The sequence below is a fragment of the Pseudomonas trivialis genome, from assembly GCF_036864995.1.
GTDB lineage: Bacteria > Pseudomonadota > Gammaproteobacteria > Pseudomonadales > Pseudomonadaceae > Aquipseudomonas > Aquipseudomonas trivialis.
Genome location: NZ_CP142151.1, coordinates 2,082,763 through 2,099,419, shown reverse-complemented (window position 1 = coordinate 2,099,419; position 16,657 = coordinate 2,082,763). Strand labels below are relative to the sequence as shown.

Sequence of the window (16,657 nt, the reverse complement as noted above, 5' to 3'; positions counted from 1 at the left end):
CTCAGTGCCCCCGCTTGCCGATGCGATAGTTGTAGACGTTCATCGCCAGAGAAATCACCAGGCAGATCACGCAATAGGTCGCCATCACCAGCACAATGCATTCGATAGCCTGCCCCGTCTGGTTCAACGTGGTGCCGCCAGTCGACGACACCAGTTCCATGAACCCAACCACAACGCCAAGCGATGAGTTCTTGACGATGTTCATGTAGGTGTTGGTTATTTGCGGGACCATGGCGTAAAGCGCCTGCGGTGCAATCAGCTGACGCATGGCGGTGCCTCGCACAAAGCCCAGCGCCTTCGCTGCTTCGTACTGGCCTCGGTGCACCGCCTGGATGGCGGCACGCACCGTTTCAGCGATGTAACTGGCGCTGTAGAAAGAAAGCGCCAGCCACAGCGCCAGCAACTCTGGCACCAGGGTGGCACCGCCATGAAACCCGAAGCCCTGGCGGGTCGGCACGTCCCAGTGCAACGCGGTACCGCTGATCGCGTACACCAGCATGGGTAGCAATAACGCGCACGCCAGCACCCAGGGCCAGCGGCGTGGCGTAAAACCACGCCAGCGGGCACGGGCATCACGGCACTTGAAGGCGACGATGGCGGACAGTGCGCCCACGCCCATTAACACCAGGCCCCAGCCGACCGCTGCACCCTGCTGCGGCCAAGGCACCTGCAGGCCCGCGTTGCTCAGGAAAAACACGTCTGCCAGCGAGAAAGCCTGGCGGACGCCGGGCAGTGCGAGCATCAATCCGTACCACCAGATCAGATGCACCACCAACGGCACGTTGCGCAGAAACTCGATACTCATCCCGCACAGGCGATTGACCAGCCAGTTTTCCGAAACCCGGCCAACGCCCAGCAGCACACCGATCAGCGTTGCCAGCACGATGCTGATGACTGACACCAGCAAGGTATTGAGCAGGCCAACGAGATACGCCCGCCCGTAGGTGTCGGAGGGCACGTAGTCGATCAGCTGGAAACTGATGTCGTAGCCTGCCCGGTCCGTCAGAAAGCCGAAACCGGACGCAATGTTCAGGGCTTTGAGGTTGAGGCTTGCGTTGTGTGCCAGGCCATAAAACACCAGCACAACCAGCAGCAGCACGAGCCCCTGCTGCAGCGCACTCAGCAGGCGTACACGGTTAAAACGTTGGGTCAGCATGACGACATCCCGTTGCGTTGATTGAAGTTGGCCACTCAGCGGATCGGTGGCGCATACAACAACCCGCCGTCTTTCCAGAGGCGGTTCATTTCACGGGGGAAGTTCAAACCGGTTTGTGGGCCGAGATTACGGTCATAAATCTGCGCGTAGTTGCCGACCTGTTTGATCGCCCGGTACGCCCAATCGCTGTCCAGGCTGAACGCCTTGCCGACGTTGCCATCGGTGCCCAACAAACGCGCGACATCGGCTGACGCGGTTTTGTCCGCGTGCAGTTTATCGACGTTGTCGGAGTCCACGCCCAGCTCTTCGGCCGTGATCAACGCATAGGCGGTCCAGGTCACGATGTTGCGCCACACGGCATCGCCCTGCGCGACGTAGGCCCCCAGCGGTTCCTTGGAAATGACCTCGGGCAGCAGCGGGTAATCGTCAGGTTTGTTGAACAACGCGCGGCGCGCCGCCAAGCCGGACATGTCGTTGGTGATGGCATTGCACCGGCCCTTCTGGAAGGCGGCGAACAGTTCAGGGCTCTTCTCAATGACCACCGTGCGGAAGGTCAGGCCGCGCTTGCCGAAATAGTCTGCAAGGTTCTGCTCAGAGGTGGTGCCTGGCGACAAGCAAAAGGTCGCGCCTGCCAGGTCGGTGAGCTTGGCGATCTTGTCCTCGGCGTGCGTCATGAAGCCTTGCCCGTCATAGAACCAGATCGCCGTAAAGTCGACGCCCAGGCTCGCCACGCGGTCCGCCGTCCATGAGGTGGAACGCGACAGCACGTCAATTTCGCCAGAGGCCAGCGCGGTGAAACGGTTTTTGCCGGTGGTAGCAATGAACTCCACCTTGTTCGCATCGCCCAGCACTGCAGCCGCGATGCCTCGGCAAAGGTCAGCATCCATGCCGGTCCATCGGCCCTGGTTATCGATGATCGAAAACCCCGGTTTGTCGCTGGCGACGCCACAACGCAGGCTACCGTGCGCTTTTACGTTTTCCAGCACACCTGCCTGTGCCGTGCAGGCGCCGAACAGGATCAACGCCAGCGAGCACGTCTTGAGCAACGCGTTCAGACCATTCACTTTATGCATAACATTGCCCCAGAGCGGTAGTTGTTCTTATGATCGACGATGCACCCAAAGGGTCTTTGCAGGCTTGGGTTCGTCAATACAATAACCAGCCATCGAAAGGTAACGTTAGCGCCGATTGATTCACTTTCCAGTTCGGCCTATCGACTATTGGAATAACTATGGATATTGAGTGGTATGAGGATTTCCTCGCATTGGCAGACACGGGAAAATTTACCGCCGCTGCGAGCATGCGTGGCTCATCGCAGTCAGCCTTGAGTCGGCGCATCCAATTGCTGGAAACGCGCCTGGGCGCCGTCCTGATTGACCGCAGCAAGAACCCCATCCGTTTGACAGTCGCCGGCCGGGCCCTGCTGCCGAACGCCCTGGAACTGGTACGTCTGGCGCGCGACTGTGAGCAGAGCGTGAAGATCCTCGACTGCCCGTTGAGCTTCGCATCGCTGCACACCCTGGCCTGCAATTTCTTTCCAGAGTGGATCAGCCACGCAATGCCGCCAGGCGAACAGGTGTTTACCCGCATCGACACCAGCTATCGCAGCACAGATGATTACTACATGGCACTGCTGTCCGGCCGCTGCGACTTCATCCTGTTTTATCGGGAAGCTGAATCGCAGGCTTACGCCCAGCGTGAGGAGTTCGAAACACTGTCGCTGGGTCACGACGAGCTTTACTGGGTTGCAACGCCTCAACTGGCTGAGCATTGCACTCAGTCAGATGGCCCGATCCCGTGGCTGACCTACTCGCGCAGCGCCCAATTGCACGAACTCTCGCGCACCCAGGTCAGTCGCCACCCTCAACCAGAACGCCTGCAACGGGTATTCGAAGCGACGGTGTCCGAGGCGCTCAAATCCATGGTCGCCAACGGCCACGGTGTCGCTTGCATGCCCCACACCATGGTCGCTGGGATGATTGAACAGGGCGAGCTGGTCAGGCTGTATCCACAAATGGAGCCTGACCATCTCGAGGTCATACTGGTGCGCTGGCTGGGTAACCGCAATACGCAGGCGCAAGCGTTATGGGCGCGTCTGGCGGGTGCTTGATTGCACCGCCTCGATCAGGCATCCAGCCAGACTTGCTCGGCGAACATGTAGCCCATGAAACCGCCCAGCGGATTGGCGCCATAGCCTTTGATGCGCTGATCGACACCGTCAATGTTGCTGATGAACACCGGTACGCCAATGCCGCAATGATCGTGCACCAGTGTCTGCATGTCCGCGTACATGGTGCCGCGCTTGGCGTCATCGGTTTCGGCACGGGCCAGCAGCAGCAACTGGTCGAATTGCTCGTTCTTCCAGGCGGACTCGTTCCACGGGGCGTTCGATTTGAAGAACTGCGAAAACATCACGTCGGCGTTCGGCCGTGGGTTGATGTTGCCGAACGTCAGCGGGTGCTTGGCCCAGTGATTGCTCCAGTAACCATCACTTGGCATCCGGTTGACGTCGAGCTTGAGCCCGACCTGCTTGGCCGACTGTTGCAGGAGCACCGCCATCTCCACCGAGCCGGTGGCCGCCGGCGAGGCGAACAACGGCATGGTGATGCTCTCCATACCCGCTTTTTTCAGCAGGAATTTGGCTTTTTCCGGGTCATAGGCGCGTTGCGGCAGCGCGGCATTGAAGTAGCGCGCGTTGGGCGCAATCGGGTGATCGTTGCCGACCACGGCGAAGCCCCTGAACACGGCGGATACGACTTGCTCGCGGTCCAGCAGGTATTTCATCGCCAGGGTAAAGTCCGGATTCTGACCTGGCAGTTGATCCTGCCGGATGATCAGGTCGGTGTAGTTGCCCGAGGGTGATGAAATCACCTTGTGCGTGTTGCTGGCCTTGATGCGTACGGTGGAGCGCGGGTCGACTTCATTGGTGATATGCACATCGCCCGAGAGCAACGCGTTGATCCTTGAAGGTTCGTCGGCAATGCCGATGAATTCGATTTCATCCAGGTAAGGCAGCCCCGGTTTCCAGTACTGGGTATTGCGCACGGCAATCGAGCGCACGCCGGGCTTGAACTCCTTGACCTTGAACGGTCCCGTGCCGATGCCCAGGTTAAAGTCGGTGGTGCCTTCGGGCACGATCAGGAAGTGCGACACCGCGAGAATCGACATCAGCTCGGCGTTCGGGCCAGTGAGGCGGATCTGCACTTCGTTTTGACCAAGCGCCTTGATCTCGCTGAACTGCTCTGCCAGCGACAGGACTTTGGAGCCGGAGATGGGGTCCTTGTGCCGCAACAACGAAAACACCACGTCGGCCGCCGTCAGGGGCTTGCCGTTGTGGAAGGTCACCTCTTTTCGCAGGGTGATCACCCAGAGCGTGGCATCGGTGGTCTCAAAGCGCTCGGCCAACTCCAGCTGCGGCACCATGTGACTGTCGAAACGCGTGAGCCCGTTATAGAACATGTAATGGCGCGTGTAGTCGGTAGAGCCGGAGCCCTTGGCCGGGTCGAGGGTGTCAGCGGTGGAGCTGTTCATGCCGGCGACGCGGATCCGTCCACCGGGCTTGCCTTTGCCGGGGGCGGCCGCTTCATCGGCGAGCAGCTTGCCGGCGGCGCCGAACAGGCTACCGGCCCCGGCGGCGGCGACACCGGCGAGTCCCAGCATCTGCAGCGTTCTGCGTCGAGAGACATCACGATTCAGGCTTTCGAAGACGCGCAGACTTTCCTGGCCGCTGATCAGTTGGGAGTCGATTTCGGTGTCGGTCATTTCAGTTGTACCTGTCGAAAAATGAGAAAAACGGCGTGTCCCGACTGAGCGGAACGTCCTTTCAAACGCGAACGACGGTGATGCCAACATCAATGTAACTAGCGTGCAGCGTGCAACGATCCAGGTCGCGACTTAGCGCACCAGGTCCTGAAACCGGTAATAGGCGCCCACCAACGGCAGAAACCATGGGTTGCCGAAATGCCCCGGGATAGCGGGCCAATTAAAGTCCCGCCATGGGTTGAGGTCGGCACGACCATCAAGCACCTCGGCCATGATCGCGCCCATGTAGGTCGCCATATGCGTGCCGTGGCCGCTGTAACCCATGGAGTAGAACAATCCGTCGTGCTCACCGGCACGGGGCAGCCGGTCGCGGGTCATGTCCACCATGCCTCCCCAGCAGTAGTCAATGCGCGTACCGCTCAGCTCGGGGAAGATATCGATCAGCGCTTTTTGCAGGATGACGCCGCTTTTCGCGTCGGAGGCAGGGTTGGACGTGGCAAAGCGCGCACGGCCCCCGAACAGCAAACGGTTGTCCGGCGTGATGCGAAAGTAGTTAACGAAGTTTTTCGTATCGGTGTACATGCGCCGACTCGGCACCAGGCGGTCGAGCATCTCGACGGACAAGGGCTCGGTGACGATGATGAAGGCCCCCACCGGTACGATGCGTCGGCGAAACCAGGAAAGCGGCCCAACGGCAGACGTGCCGGTCGCCAGCAAAACCTGTTTGGCACGGACCTCGCCGCGTGGCGTCTTCACCTGATGCACGGTGCCTGTCTGACGGGACAGGCCAAGCACCGGCGCCTGCTCATAGATACGCACGCCACGTCGGGCGGCGGCCTCGGCGAGCCCCTGACCATAGCGGCCCACGTGCATGCCGGCACTCTTGCCGAAGAGCAGCCCGCCAAAATAACGGTCTGTGCCGACTTCGCCGCTCAACTGCTCGCGCGTCAGCATGGAGGTGTCAGGGTCGCATTCCTGTGCCATGAGCGCCTGGGACCGGGCCAGCTTGTCGAAGTGCTCAGGCTTTGCCGCCAGTTTGAGCTTGCCGACGCGCTTGAAGCTGCAGTCAATGTTCTCTTCCGTGATCAGTGACTCCACTTTACTGACGCCAGCGTCAAAGGCGCGATACAGCAGGTTCGCGCGCTCGCGCCCGATAGCGGTCGACAACGCATGGTAGTCCTGCGCAAAGCCGTTGTTGCACATCCCGCCATTGCGTCCTGACGCTGCGTTGCCGACCAGCCCGGCCTCGAACACCGCGACCTTTGCGCCCTTTTTGGCCAGCGCAATGGCAGCAGACAGGCCGGTAAACCCGGCGCCGACGATTGCCACGTCGACCTCACCACTGGGCGCGTCACGTTCACCCGCGGCAAACCTGGGAGCGGTATCCAGCCAGTAGGGCATCATCTTCATACGCAACATCCATCCTCTGAGGGTAATTGAGCCATTGGTGCCATACAGGCTTTGCAGCGGTTGCCGGGGTCAGCCGATCGACTGGTTGGACAGGGCAAACAAATGCGCATCCGTTTCAGCCGTGTTCGGGAAAGCGTGCGTGGTGCGCACCATGGGTTTCGCATGACCCACGCAGGGCAAGCCGTTCTCGCTCAACCAGGGTGACAAGCCGCTGTCTTCGGTCACGTCGATGCGAATGAAACGGTCTCGATGAGACTCGGCGAGTGTGGCGATAAGCGCTTTGGCGTCCGGCACGGCCTCTGGCCCGCTGACAATCACCGGACCGATCACCACGCCACGGCCCCATTCGCGCGCGCAGGCATAAGCCGCCACGCCATCACCGTGATCGACCACGAGGAGGCTGCCGATGTCGAACAAGTGACTTAACAATGCGCTGCGATCCCTGCCGGTGGCAGCCCTGTCCAGCTGTCGCACCGACGGCTCATCCTCGACCTGCATGAACCTGACATGTGCCCCATCAGGGGCGGCAAAATGAGACGCCTGATCCAGCAACGCCTGATGCTGATAAATCTGCCCGTGGGCGATGAACCCCAGGCGGGTATACAGCGCCAGGCCCTCTTGAGTGGAATTGAGCATCAGCGTGCGCTCGCCGGTGCGCTGCAACAAACCGTCCATCAGCGCGCGCCCGATGCCCTTGCCCTGCATGGCTGACGACACAATGATCATGCCTACCGTGGCGTGGCTTTCGCCTTGCGGCCACCACAGTGCAGTGCCGACCAGTCGGCCCTCTGCCTCCACGGCAAGACCGGTGCCGAGCTCAAAGGCAAAGCGCCAGTCAGCCTCACGGTATGGCCACGCCAAGGCGCGTGACAGATCGACCGCCTGCGGCAGATGATCTGCGCGCAAGGGCATCAATTGAGGGTCCGCTGATGCGGCATGCAGGGTTTTCATGGGCTAGAGTCCGACCAGGCCAGGCAGCCCGCCAATATCCGGGATCTGGTGGTAGCCAAAGGCAGCGTTCGCCGGCTGTTCATGCCCACGGGCAACGAATGCCTTGTGCTTGATCTTCATGTCATGGGCAGACATCAGGTCGTAGCGAAAGCTTGAGGACACATGCAACACGTCCTCCGGCCCGCAGCCCAGGTTATCGAGCATGAATTCGAACGCCGCCAGGCGTGGCTTGTAAGCCTGCGCCTGTTGGGCGGTGAAGACTTTATGGAAGGGTGCGCCAAGCTTGTCGACGTTGTGCATGATCTGCTCGTCCATGGCGTTGGAGAAAATCACCAAGGGGATCTTGCCGGCAATTTTTGAAAGCCCTGCGGGTACGTCCGCGTGCGGGCCCCAGGTCGGCACTGCGTCGTAATACAGCTGGCCTTCTTGCCGGTACTCAATCCCCCAACGCTTGCACGTATGCGCCAGGGCTGTCTTGAGAATCTCGTCATAGGGCCGCCAGTCGCCCATCACCTGGTCGAGCCGATGGGCCGCGAAGTCCTTGATGAACTGATCCATCCGCTCGGCCGGGACGCGATCGGCGAAAAACTCGCGCGTCAAGGCAGCGGTTTTGAAATTGGTCAACGTGCCGTAGCAGTCGAAAGTAATGTACTTGGGGCGAAGAAAGCTCATGAGTGCAGTCCTGAATGATTAATGAGGTCGCAACGGGTCAAGCCTTACTCGGTGCACACGGCGGTTTGTGATGGATTTATTGAAACACCATGACGCCCTGCAAACCGATTGAAAGTAACGTTTAACTGGTACAAAACACTGTTTGAGAGGCCTGCTCCGGCAGACTTTGCCGAGGCAGCCGGCGTGTGTTTTTCACAACGCCGCGAACGCGCTCTCCAGGGCATCAAGCAGCCGCCCCACCTCCCTTTCGGTCCAGATCAGGGGTGGGCGAATTTTCAGGATGCTTGCGTCAGGTCCGGTGGCGGAAATAAGCACACGCTTGTCACGTAAATGGTTGACCAGCCGCAGGGCGGTTTTCATGTCCGGGGTTTTGCTGCCCCTGTCTGTGACCAACTCGACGGCAAAATACATGCCCGTGCCGCGCACGTCGCCAATCTGCTCATACCGCTCGGCGAGGTCCCTGAGACCTGCCAGGATCAGTCCGCCGATGCGGTTGGCGTTGGGCATTAGCTGCTCTTGCTGGATGACGTCGAGGGTGACCTGGGCGGCAGCAATGGCCACGCTGTTACCGCCAAAGGTGTTGAAATAACGCATGTCACGGCCAAAGCTTTCAACCACCTGCGGGCGCACCATCAACCCGGCAACGGGATAGCCGTTACCCATGGGTTTGCCCATGGTGATGATGTCCGGTGCCACGCCGTGGCGCTGATGGCCCCAAAAATGCGTGCCGCTGCGACCAAATCCCGACTGCACCTCATCGGCGATAAACAAGCCGCCGGCCTTGCGCACCACCTCGGCAATCGGTCCGAACACGTCCACCGGATCACAGAACAGGCCATCGGACGAAAACAGGCAGTCGGCAATGAAGGCAGCGACGCCACCGCCATGGCGCTGAATATCCTGGATCTGGGCAGAGACCTGATCGGCCATATAGCGCCCCAATGCTTCACGCGGGATACGGTAGGAATCCGGCGCGGGCACGCGGCGTACATAGGGATCGAGTTTGGCATTGGCACCCAGCGACGGCGAAAAAGCCGCCACCGTTGCCGAGTTGCCGTGGTAGGCCTCAGAGGTGACGATGACGCCGGTATTGCCGGTGTGATGGCGTGCAATACGGATTGCCAGATCGTTGGCTTCCGAACCGCTGCAGGTAAACATCATCTGGCCGTCGGCCGCCATCTCACCGTCTGCGGTAGCGCGCAATTGCTCGGCATAATCAAGAATCCCTTCCTGCATGTACCGGGTGTGGCTGCACAAGGTGGTCATTTGCTGGGTGATTGCGGCCACAACGCGCGGATGGCAATGCCCTACCGACACCACATTATTGTAGGCGTCCAGGTACTCGTTACCGTCCTTGTCATAGAGGTAGGCACCCTTGGCGCGGACCACGCCTACCGGCTCGTTATAGAACAATCGATAGCCGGGCCCCAGCAGGTTGGTGCGTCGCTGTATATGCTCACGCGCCGCAGCGTCCAGGTGCTCGGTATGGGCCGGGTTGAAGCCGTTGGGCATATCACCGCGGACAGCCTCGATTTTTGCATTACTCATTTGAATCCTCACTCACAAGGATGAATCAATCGGCGAAGGACATCAGAAGCTCTGACATGTGTGACGGTGAACGGCCCAGTATCCAGTCCAGCTGAGCGCGGCCCGGGGCAGCATTCCTGAGGATGTAGGCACTGTTTTGCGGAAAAAGCTGCGATCGCCAGGTGGTTAGCAAAGCTCGGGTGACCAGGCGCGCCATCACCAGATGGGGGATCAGGGAGAGCTCTTCGGCGGTCAGATCGGCGACACGTAAATACCCCCTCAGCACATCGTTTGCCGGGGCAAAGATATCGACGTCATTGCCTGCGCCGACCACGCCCAACTGGTTCATCATTGCAGTGGAAACATCAATGGCAATGGCCGTTTTGACGGTGTCACCGAAGTCGATAATGCCGCTGACGGACATCGGGTTGTGCGGGTCAACGACGATGTTTGAGGTATTGAAGTCGTTATGCAGCACCTGTTTGCGACAGCCGGCGATCAAGCCCTCGATGTCCAGGAATCGAGTGAGCGCTTTTTCCAGCAACTGCCGAAGTGGGCGCTCTGGCACGTAGCTCATCAAGGGCTCAAGCGTGCTCAGGTGCTGAACATCCCAGCACACTTTTCGAGACTCGCCCGGGTGGGAAAAACCGGCAGTGGCCAACCTGAGGCGTGCCAGCATTTCGCCGATATGCTCACGAATTTCAGCATTCGCGCTGGTTTTATCCAGCGGCATGCCCGGCAGAAAACTCATCAGCCTCACGTGCCTGACATCGCCATTGGCCGTCGCAATGGGCGTGAGGTACTCGCCCTCCAGCGACGGGTACACCCTGGGGACCGGAAGCTCAGGAGCCGTATGCCCAATGTGACGCATGACTTCGATTTGCAGCGAAAGCTCAACCGGCACTTCCTGCGGGTTGGAAATTTTGAGAACGCAGGATTTTCCGTCAGCCGTGTCACAGCGAAATGTGTCGTCCTTTTCCGTCGAGAAGCGCGTCATATCGGCATTGATCCCGAACTGATCCAGCAGAATCAGCCCGGCCTCTTCTAATGCAATCGGGGTAAAAGGGGCTGCCAGATCGCCCTGCAACGCCGTAAGGCCGTTCGTATCTACAGCTTCGTGCATCTTTCGCATCGCTGAACTCCAGGCCTTGGAAGACCGTGTAGAGCAGCCTTCGATGAGGCAATATTGTGCTACAACTTTTTAATTTTAAAGAGGATAAAACGGAGACTCGCTGAAAAATCGCCCTAAAAGACACATTGATCACACATAACTATCTGTATTTAAATAAAAATAATTAAATTAAAATTTTTTTGATTTTTTGTAGTTGTCGCACAATTATCGGGGATGCTCAGGTCCTCACTGGTGCAATATCCCCATCACGTATTAGAATCGCCGTCAGCCGCGCCTCCACCCGGGTCTTGCACGAAATGAATTTTCTTACCACGAACACCCAAGCCCCCGCCGCCAATCTGTCGGCGGTAGAGGTGTTGGCTGCCAAGCTCAAAGCCAGAATCCTGAACGGTGATTTCGAGCCCGGTGAATTTCTGCGGGACATCAAAATGGCGGAGGAATACGAAGTCGCCCGCAACACGTTCCGCAGCGCTGCGCAGCTGCTTGTAACATTCGACCTGCTGCTCAAAGTGCCGCATCGCGGCTTTTGCATACCCGAGTTCGGGCCGAACGAAATCGTGGATATCGCCAGGTTGCGAGGGGTGCTGGAAACCGAAGCGGTGCGCATGATTATTCTGAGCGGCGTGATCCCACCTGACGCACTGAGTGCCGTGGAAAAGTTGCGCCAGACCCCAGCCGATGCGCCCCGTTCAGAGGTTGTGGTTGCCGATGGTGACTTTCACCGGGCAATTATCCGCGCCAGCGGCAGCCCGCGATTACAACGCAGCTACGCCATGCTGGAGAGCGAGATCGAACTGCTGCTGGTGCTGCAACAACCCTGCTACGAAGACCCGCAAGATATCGTCGCCGACCACGAGCACTTGATAGAGTGCTTGCGCAGTCGGGATTTCGAAACGGCTCGGGCAGCCTTTGTCGAGCACTGGGAGGATTTGAGTACGAAGCTGTTGCGCGCGAATTTCGAGAGTCGGCGGTGAGCGTTACCTTGTTCGCGTCCTGGCAACGCTCTAAAAGCACCCTGCCCCCTTCACGACCGAAGCGCCTCACCAACTTCTTCAATAGCAAAACCAGCGTCATGACCGGCGCGAATCAATTGCGCGAACCGCAGCATCACTGAAGCACCGATGTCACGGGACAGTGCCAAGGTCATCAATTCCCGTACCGGCTCGTCCAGGGCAGCTTCGACAGCAGGTGAACAGGCGTGCCCCGTGAGCCAGGCAAGAAGAGAAGAGACTCTAGCGCCTGAGGTATTTTCGTCGATACCCAGAACTTCGCCCAAGACCATTCCCAGCGTGCCGGCAGGATGCTGCTCCGGGCGGCTCCATGCCTTGAGTTCAATCGACTCGCGCTGCACCTTCTCCAGGTTCCGCCGAATCTTGCCGGGAATGGTTGCGGCTGCTTTCCAACGATTGTAGTACTCGCGATTAGCGAGGCTCGCGGCGTCTCGGACAACCTTCCAGACCACCGACCAGAGCTGCGAAACACTGTAGGTTTCCAATGCGCAGCGCAGGGTGCTTTTGATTTCCTCCAGCTCCTGTTCGGACAGTGAGTGGTTGTAGAGTTCGCATTGGGTAGCCAGATAACGCATGACATCAGCGACTGCGTAATCAAGCCACAGGTTGAAAAGCCCGTCCGCATCGGTGTAGATCCTATCCCACAGGCTACGAATGACTTCGTCCGCACGCCTTGACGCCGCATCCGGCGCCAAACGATAGACAACTTGATCCCTCAACATCCAAATCTCATCGCCTTCCCAATAGTAGGTACCCGGCCTTGCTTTACCGGGGTCATCAAGCACGAGCCCTGCGTCGCGCAATTGCAGCATGAACTCATCGACATACTGAGGCGCCAACCCTCGGCAATCACCTGATCTGAAGCTGCCATTGGTCAGTCTCGGAGCAACGGCCCTGTCCAACGCCAGCAGGAGCAGCACCTGACTATCCGGCACCGCTGAGTAGTCCACCGTTCGGGTTGACTGCTTGCGTACGTATTCGGCCAACTGACGTTCAAGTTCTGCGGCTTTTGCCTTTTTAGCCGCAAGCGCAATCGCGTCCTGGTCGTTCTGACACAGCGTACAAAGCCTGGTGGAGCGCTGAGGGACCTTTTTAGCTTCGGAGCGACTTTTGATTTCGATCAGTTCTGCGCACTTTGGGCACACCTGATTGTCATCGAATGCTTTGCAACGTTGCCGTATGAAGCTTGCGAGTGTAACGCCTGGAGCCATTTCAATAACGTCTGCCAGCGCACTTACTTTTTCAAGGTACTGCCCTGACTCATCGGCCGCCCAGTAACGCTCGATCAACTCAATTTCCTTGGGATCTTCGGTCAATATTTGTAGCTTGATTGCCATGTACAGGTTCCTGTTTCACTTGTGGTTACGGATGTGTGCGTCCTTCGCTGAACGCTGTTGCTGAAAAACCGTCAATGCTGCCTGGGGCGCTCTTTGATCGACGTTCTTCCAGCAATGTTCTGGGCAACACAAACCCTTCAAAACTGCGCTGGGTAACCGGGTTATTGAGCTTCTCCACCCCAATCCGATAGCGCATCAACCCATCGGCTACGGCAAAGGTCAGGTCTACGCTGGTGTCGGTCCGCCCATTGAGGTGTCCACGACTGAGTAACCGGAACAACGACCACGGCCCGCGATAGCTCAAACTCGCTGTATTGCCAGTGCTGTGCACCAGGGTCAATTGACTGCCGTTGCTGTTGCCCAGGCTGTTGGGCCACACCAGCCCGGTGCGTTGCGGCGCGCCGTGCTGGTAGGGGATGAGTTGGCCGTCAACGCTGAGCATGCTGCTCAGGCGGGTCGCACTCAGGGCCAGGGGTTCGATGGTAAGTTGCACTGCCAGCTGGCCGCGATGGTTGAAGAAAGTGTCGCGGATGCGCTCGACCTTTTTCAGCTGTTCAAGCACGTCACCGCGTACCAGATAGCCGCCGAGGCTGTCGGAGTACAGGGCGTCGAGGTTGTCCTTGAGGAACACCTTCAGGTATTGATCGTTGAACTGTTGCAGGCGCCCTTGTGGGCCAAAGAAGGCTTCGAAATCTTCCAGCGAGGCGTCCTCGCCACTGGCCTTGAACGGATAACGCCCCGCCAGACGCTCGCGGTAAAAGCTGTAGATTTCACTGTCCCAGCGCTTTTCCAGCTCGCGCAGGGCGGCGATCACCAACACCTGCGAGGTCTGATCAGCAAGCTTTTTGACCTGCTGGTTCAACGGTTCGGGCAGGCTCACGGCGACGCGTTGCAGGTTGGCAATCGGGTCAGTGCCGTCCAGGGAGAAGCGGTTGAGTACGGTTTTCAGCGCCGCCTTGCCGGGATCTGGGTTGTCGTGCGCGGCTTTGGCGTAGTCGTAAACGGCGCTGACCGAGCGCAGGGTTTCTTCGTAGTAAGACGGCTGCTCGCCTCGTGCGCTGATCAGCTCTGAAAGACTGGAGAATGCGCGCCGAATCCCTGCTGCCTGTTGCTGACCTGGCGATACCTTGTCCAGCGCCAGCTGCGCTTGCCCTTCGGCTGAGGGTGCCGCCGGGTAGATCACGCTGTTGTCGCGCAGGGTTTCCAATAGGCGCCGCAACGGTGCGGCCGGGCCGGTAACCTGTTCCAGTACCGCCACGCCGTGACTGAGGTCGTCGAAGTCGGTGACCGCGAACTGATTCAGTGCGCGCCGCCAGCTGTCCACGTAGTCGGCGCTGTAAAGGGCGCGGATACGTTGGGTCAGCACTTTGCGGTCTTCGTCGGAGTAGTCCAGGCGTTGTCGCTCGCCGAGCACCCACTGGTCGATCATGGCCAGTTCGATGATGCCCTCGGTGCCGGGCTCGAAGTAGTCCTTGAAGCCCTTGGCGGTGAGCAGCGGCGGCAACTGCAGGCCGCTGCCCTCTTGATCGGTGTTCAGTGGGCGGTAGACGATATCGAACGCGGGCCCGACCTCGTTGCGCAGGTCCAGCGGACGATGCAAACGTTCCAGTGCGTCCTGTTTCAGGCTCATATAGACCCGTTCAGCCATGGGCAACTGGCGCAGTTGCTGCTGCACCTGGGCAATGCGTTCGCGGTAATGCGGCAAGTCGGCATCGGCGTATTTCAGCGCGTAGCCCAGGTGCCCCATCAAGTCCGCCTGCAACTGGCCCTGGCCCGGATAGGCACGCTGCCATTGCCTGGCGACCCATTCTTCGACAATCGCGGCGCGTCGGTTTTGCCGCTCTTCGAGCATGCGGTAGACGCGCAAGGCCGCCAGTTGCTGATTGCTGCCCGCAGGCGCGGCGTTGATAGCATCGAGCACACCACTGGCAATCGCCGGCAGGAAGCGTTTGGACAGCAGATTCAAATAGGCCTCATCCACCGTGGGACCGATCACCCTCCCCTGGTACAGCCCCATATCCGACAACAATGGCCACGCTTGGCGGTAGTCGCCGTAGACCAGCACCGCATCACGGATCTGTTCCAGTGGCAGCAACAGGTTGCGCCCGGTGGGGTCGAGCTTGGCATCGATGTCCCGCTCACTGAACTCCTGGCTCTTTGCCAATACGCTGGCTGCCTTGTCACGGTTGATATCGAAGTAAAACTGCCAGGTACCGATGGTCACCAGACACCCCAAAGACGCGACGCCGAACCCCGCCAGGAGCACTCGCCGCTTGTTGCGGGCCACCTTGATGTTATCGCCCGCCAGCCCCGATTCGGGATAGATCACCCGCTGGAACAGTTGCTGCGCAAAGTAGATGACCGTGCCACCGGTCGGCTTGACCTCGGGCGGCGGTGGCGGCAATTGATAGGCCTTTCCCGCCTCTTGGATAAAGGCGTTGCTCAAGGTGCCCTGCTGCAACACCGAGGAAAAATACACTCCGCGCACAAGTGCCGGGGTGGTGAATCGCTCACTGCCAAGCATTTCACTGAGAAAACCGAACAGAGCCGGGCGCAGCCCTGTTATCTGTTGCGTCAACGCCTGCAAGCGGTCGCGCTCGATCTGTGTGCGTGCATCACCGACACCATCGAACACTTGCTCGCTCAAGCAGGTGACAAAGGCTTGATATTGGCCGCTCAACTCCACCAACCACGCATCGAAATCATCCACGGCGTCAAGGCTGAAGGTGAATCCCAGCAGGTCTTCACGGCCACTGCGCGACAAACGAGCAAAGAACTCCTCGAAACCTTCCAGCAGGTCGAACTTGCTCAGCGTCACGTACACCGGCAGGCGCGTGCCCAACTGCCGCGTCAGCTCAAACAACCGCGTACGCAGCAGGTTAGCGTGGTCTCTACGCTGCTCGGGACGCTGCGCCAGCAAGGTCTGCACGTCGACCACCAGCACCACACCGTTGAGTGCCCGACGGCTGCGGTTGCTCGCCAGCCAGTCGAGCAGGTGCGACCAAAGGCGCGTGTGGCTACCGGCGGGCAGCACCGGTTTGGCCTTGCCCTGCTGCTCGACGTTTTCACCCGCAGAATCCGGTTGGCTGATGAACTCACCCGGCGGGTCAATCAATACCGCCTCATCACCGATCCACCAATCCACCGGATACGCCAGTGGCTCTTCCTGGTTTGTCCTGACCCCGGCCCTGGTCATATGGGACAAGGCAAAGCTTTGGTTGGAGCGCGTAATCAGGCTGGTCTTGCCGGCATTCTCCTTACCGAGCACCAGGTACCACGGCAGTTGATAAAGCGAACGACAGCGCTCCATATTGTTCAGCAGGTTGCCCAGGCTGCAGTCCAGTGCCCGCTCCTGAGCTTCGATATAAGCCAGGCACGGATCGGCTTGCACCGCAGTCTCGTGTTGGCGTTCGCTCTGCAAACGCTGGTAACGCTCGCGCACGCGCCACGCCCAGATCAGCAGCGGCACGACGATCACCACCACACTGGCCGAGACCCGCATCGCCAGCTCGCCCAATGGCTGGCGCTCACGCCAAGTCCACTGCGGGCCCAGCCACCAGATGGCGATCAGCAAGAACAACATGCTTAGCAGCACCAATACCGGTGTTGCCTGGTTGAATTGACGCAGTACCGCCAGGCCCCAGCGCTTGAGGTTGGTCCAGACCGTTTTCATAAATCGCTCCCAGCGAATGTTCGGAGT

12 protein-coding genes are annotated in these 16,657 nt (G+C 59.3%); 2 read left to right on the top strand and 10 right to left on the bottom strand.

Features of this window, described 5'->3' with window-relative positions; translation table 11 throughout:
* Position 1: 1 nt before the first annotated feature.
* Together VRB54_RS09430 and VRB54_RS09425 are read right to left on the bottom strand one after the other, a co-directional pair.
* Positions 2-1,156 carry an ABC transporter permease subunit gene (locus tag VRB54_RS09430; protein WP_338480529.1) on the bottom strand — a complete coding sequence of 385 codons (1,155 nt, stop codon included), beginning with the start codon at positions 1,154-1,156 and terminating at the stop codon, positions 2-4.
* Between the two features lie 35 nt (positions 1,157-1,191).
* On the bottom strand, positions 1,192-2,229 hold the full coding sequence (locus VRB54_RS09425; protein ID WP_057009089.1) for an amino acid ABC transporter substrate-binding protein: 1,038 nt from the start codon (positions 2,227-2,229) through the stop codon (positions 1,192-1,194).
* Between the two features lie 158 nt (positions 2,230-2,387).
* On the opposite strand from VRB54_RS09425, the gene VRB54_RS09420 reads away from it, so the two are divergent.
* Positions 2,388-3,266: a LysR family transcriptional regulator gene (locus VRB54_RS09420; RefSeq protein WP_338480527.1), complete on the top strand. Its 879-nt coding sequence runs from the start codon at positions 2,388-2,390 to the stop codon at positions 3,264-3,266.
* A 14-nt stretch (positions 3,267-3,280) separates the two neighbouring features.
* On the opposite strand, the gene VRB54_RS09415 is transcribed toward VRB54_RS09420, so the two are convergent.
* The 6 genes from VRB54_RS09415 to VRB54_RS09390 all read right to left on the bottom strand — a co-directional run bounded on the left by VRB54_RS09415 (position 3,281) and on the right by VRB54_RS09390 (position 10,610).
* Positions 3,281-4,918, bottom strand: a complete 1,638-nt coding sequence (locus tag VRB54_RS09415) for an ABC transporter substrate-binding protein (protein WP_338480525.1) — start codon at positions 4,916-4,918, stop codon at positions 3,281-3,283.
* 132 nt (positions 4,919-5,050) lie between these two features.
* A complete protein-coding gene (locus VRB54_RS09410) occupies positions 5,051-6,328 on the bottom strand; it encodes an FAD-binding oxidoreductase (RefSeq protein ID WP_338480524.1) in 1,278 nt (425 codons plus the stop codon).
* A 69-nt stretch (positions 6,329-6,397) separates the two neighbouring features.
* Positions 6,398-7,279 carry a GNAT family N-acetyltransferase gene (locus VRB54_RS09405; RefSeq protein WP_338480522.1) on the bottom strand — a complete coding sequence of 294 codons (882 nt, stop codon included), beginning with the start codon at positions 7,277-7,279 and terminating at the stop codon, positions 6,398-6,400.
* Positions 7,280-7,282: 3 nt separating this feature from the next.
* Positions 7,283-7,951: a haloacid dehalogenase type II gene (locus VRB54_RS09400; RefSeq protein ID WP_338480520.1), complete on the bottom strand. Its 669-nt coding sequence runs from the start codon at positions 7,949-7,951 to the stop codon at positions 7,283-7,285.
* Between the two features lie 192 nt (positions 7,952-8,143).
* A complete protein-coding gene (locus VRB54_RS09395; RefSeq protein WP_338480519.1) occupies positions 8,144-9,499 on the bottom strand; it encodes an aspartate aminotransferase family protein in 1,356 nt (451 codons plus the stop codon).
* A 25-nt stretch (positions 9,500-9,524) separates the two neighbouring features.
* Positions 9,525-10,610 carry a phosphotransferase gene (locus VRB54_RS09390; RefSeq protein WP_338480518.1) on the bottom strand — a complete coding sequence of 362 codons (1,086 nt, stop codon included), beginning with the start codon at positions 10,608-10,610 and terminating at the stop codon, positions 9,525-9,527.
* 296 nt (positions 10,611-10,906) lie between these two features.
* Here VRB54_RS09390 and VRB54_RS09385 point away from each other — a divergent pair, with 296 nt between their 5' ends.
* Positions 10,907-11,584 carry a GntR family transcriptional regulator gene (locus tag VRB54_RS09385; protein ID WP_338480516.1) on the top strand — a complete coding sequence of 226 codons (678 nt, stop codon included), beginning with the start codon at positions 10,907-10,909 and terminating at the stop codon, positions 11,582-11,584.
* Positions 11,585-11,634: 50 nt separating this feature from the next.
* Here the strand turns inward: VRB54_RS09385 and VRB54_RS09380 are convergent, their stop codons facing one another.
* Positions 11,635-12,957, bottom strand: coding sequence for a hypothetical protein (locus VRB54_RS09380; RefSeq protein WP_338480514.1), 1,323 nt, complete (start codon positions 12,955-12,957; stop codon positions 11,635-11,637).
* A gap of 25 nt (positions 12,958-12,982) precedes the next feature.
* Positions 12,983-16,630: a type VI secretion system membrane subunit TssM gene (tssM, locus tag VRB54_RS09375; RefSeq protein WP_338480513.1), complete on the bottom strand. Its 3,648-nt coding sequence runs from the start codon at positions 16,628-16,630 to the stop codon at positions 12,983-12,985.
* Positions 16,631-16,657: the final 27 nt, after the last annotated feature.

Bases quoted from the DNA above. Each gene is read 5' to 3' on its own strand.
- VRB54_RS09430 (WP_338480529.1), bottom strand. From the start codon at position 1,156: ATGCTGACCCAACGTTTTAACCGTGTACGCCTGCTGAGTGCGCTGCAG.
- VRB54_RS09425 (WP_057009089.1), bottom strand. From the start codon at position 2,229: ATGCATAAAGTGAATGGTCTGAACGCGTTGCTCAAGACGTGCTCGCTG.
- VRB54_RS09420 (WP_338480527.1), top strand. From the start codon at position 2,388: ATGGATATTGAGTGGTATGAGGATTTCCTCGCATTGGCAGACACGGGA.
- VRB54_RS09415 (WP_338480525.1), bottom strand. From the start codon at position 4,918: ATGACCGACACCGAAATCGACTCCCAACTGATCAGCGGCCAGGAAAGT.
- VRB54_RS09410 (WP_338480524.1), bottom strand. From the start codon at position 6,328: ATGAAGATGATGCCCTACTGGCTGGATACCGCTCCCAGGTTTGCCGCG.
- VRB54_RS09405 (WP_338480522.1), bottom strand. From the start codon at position 7,279: ATGAAAACCCTGCATGCCGCATCAGCGGACCCTCAATTGATGCCCTTG.
- VRB54_RS09400 (WP_338480520.1), bottom strand. From the start codon at position 7,951: ATGAGCTTTCTTCGCCCCAAGTACATTACTTTCGACTGCTACGGCACG.
- VRB54_RS09395 (WP_338480519.1), bottom strand. From the start codon at position 9,499: ATGAGTAATGCAAAAATCGAGGCTGTCCGCGGTGATATGCCCAACGGC.
- VRB54_RS09390 (WP_338480518.1), bottom strand. From the start codon at position 10,610: ATGCGAAAGATGCACGAAGCTGTAGATACGAACGGCCTTACGGCGTTG.
- VRB54_RS09385 (WP_338480516.1), top strand. From the start codon at position 10,907: ATGAATTTTCTTACCACGAACACCCAAGCCCCCGCCGCCAATCTGTCG.
- VRB54_RS09380 (WP_338480514.1), bottom strand. From the start codon at position 12,957: ATGGCAATCAAGCTACAAATATTGACCGAAGATCCCAAGGAAATTGAG.
- tssM (WP_338480513.1), bottom strand. From the start codon at position 16,630: ATGAAAACGGTCTGGACCAACCTCAAGCGCTGGGGCCTGGCGGTACTG.